Source organism: Niastella sp. sgz303648 (genome assembly GCF_059587045.1).
Map to the genome: position 1 here is coordinate 1 of NZ_JCAPSW010000057.1, position 1407 is coordinate 1407.

General features: G+C 45.3%; 1 protein-coding gene. It reads right to left on the bottom strand.

Annotated elements, in window-relative coordinates; translation table 11 throughout:
• A partial coding sequence (locus tag AC59IL_RS38885) for a reverse transcriptase N-terminal domain-containing protein (protein WP_496557661.1) occupies positions 1 to 751 on the bottom strand: 751 nt, incomplete at its 3' end.
• Between the last annotated feature and the right edge of the window lie 656 nt (positions 752 to 1407).

Here is a 1407-nt window from a genome sequence, read left to right on the forward strand (position 1 = left end):
TTCCTGAAAAACTCAATGTTTGTGGGTGTGTACGTAAAGCTACAATTCCGCCCTGCGGAGTACCGCTGTTAGTTGGAAAGAGTTCTGCGTTTTCCAAATAACCAGCCTTAAGCCACTTGCGAAGAATCACTTTGTCTGTTACCACATGCTGTACCAACCAATCATGACTGATGTTATCAAAACAACCTTTAATATCTCCTTCCAATATCCATTGCGGATCAGCTTTTCTGCATATACTTCCGTAGATACGTTCGATAGCGTCGGCTGTTGACCTTTTAAGTCTGAAGCCGTAGCTATACCGATCAGCTAATGTTTCCGATACAGGAACGAGTGCTAAAGAATGCAGTGCCTGCATAGACCTGTCGAGCATAGTTGGAATGCCCAACGGGCGAAGTTTCTTACCATCAGCTTTAGGGATGTAGATACGCCGCAGAGGTTGCGGCCTGTAGTTACGACGTTGAAGAGAAAGTATCATGCGATATTTCCCTTTTGCCGTATGTAACACGACTCCGTCCACTCCTGGGGTTCTTTTTCCCTGATTGGTTACCACTTTTCTTACGGCTAAGCATTTAGCATGATAAGAATGCGTAAGTAACCATTGAAGTGCCTTTACTTTGTTCCAACGACCTTGTTTTGTTGCCTTAGCGATACGAACCTGCAGCTTCATTACCTCAGCGTGAGCACGATCCCAGTCAATGGAATGCCAGCCTCCGTGAGTGGAGACCGCACCAATGTTTCTCAACACTGTCATTTGCTTGTTCTCCTGAATTTAAGTTCCACAAATTTTCTCGCTATAACTTACCACATGCAAGTCAGCCGATTTTCATCGTGAAGCGATCTTTCCATCTCCTATACGCTCCATTACAGAACGCCATTCGCTTTTTGCATGATCCTTTGCCCGCTCGCTTATCGGCTTCCTTCACAGAAAACTTTGCCGCTTTAACGGCAAGCGATCGGGTTTTCCTTGTTCCGATAGCTTAATGATTGCGAACTTAGGTACTGTCTATCCACCGGCAGATATTTGTCTGTGCAGTCAGACTGCGTAGCTGACTGACCTTCTGCGTTGCCTTTTGGCCGAAGCCTGTCAACTTCCTTTGGCTCCTTCGGTCTAACGGCGTTTACAACAGTTCACATACGTTTACCATATCCGCTTGCCTGCCCTATCTGCAATGAAGTTTTGCAGTTCTTCCTTACATCGCTGTTCAGAAGACAACCTTACGGTTTTCGGTCCATTGTCCTTCAAGCTCTAACACGAAGTCGTTACCAACAACGCGCATTGAAGTAGGCGACTGCTTACAGAAAAGCAGGTTCATTGACTCTTATTAAGAGCAGAACATTTAAGCTATCAGCTTATCAAGTCGCACACACGCTATACCCATCAGTTTGCAAATGACCGTTAAACTGATT